Annotated in this window: 1 pseudogene; it reads right to left on the minus strand. The window is 49.7% G+C overall.

The window, feature by feature from the left end:
- Positions 1-338: pseudogene (locus NE473_RS30695) on the minus strand (GHMP family kinase ATP-binding protein); the annotation flags it as partial.

Here is a 338-nt window from a genome sequence, read left to right on the forward strand (position 1 = left end):
CTAAGTAAACGCCTTTCCATTTTGCCATGGCGATTAAGAGCGCTACCATAACCGTGGAAGACGTTCCAAGCCCCGATCACGGGGGCGCGTCACACTGCAGATAGACTTCGCACCCCTGTTTGATATCCATGGCCTTCAATGCGGCCGTTACGAGATCCAGGCGGCCATCATACACGTAGTTTTCCTTTGTATTGTATTTCAACGTCATATCAAAATCCAGGGAATGGACGATGATCTGGTCGTCATTTCTGGGAACGATGGAACAATACGCGTACTTATTGATCGTGCTTCCAATGATTACACCGCCCTGTTCTACGCAGAACGGCGCCACATCTGTG

Origin of the sequence: Hungatella sp. SL.1.14, assembly GCF_024460495.1 — a bacterium.
Taxonomy (GTDB): Bacteria; Bacillota; Clostridia; order Lachnospirales; family Lachnospiraceae; genus Hungatella; species Hungatella hathewayi.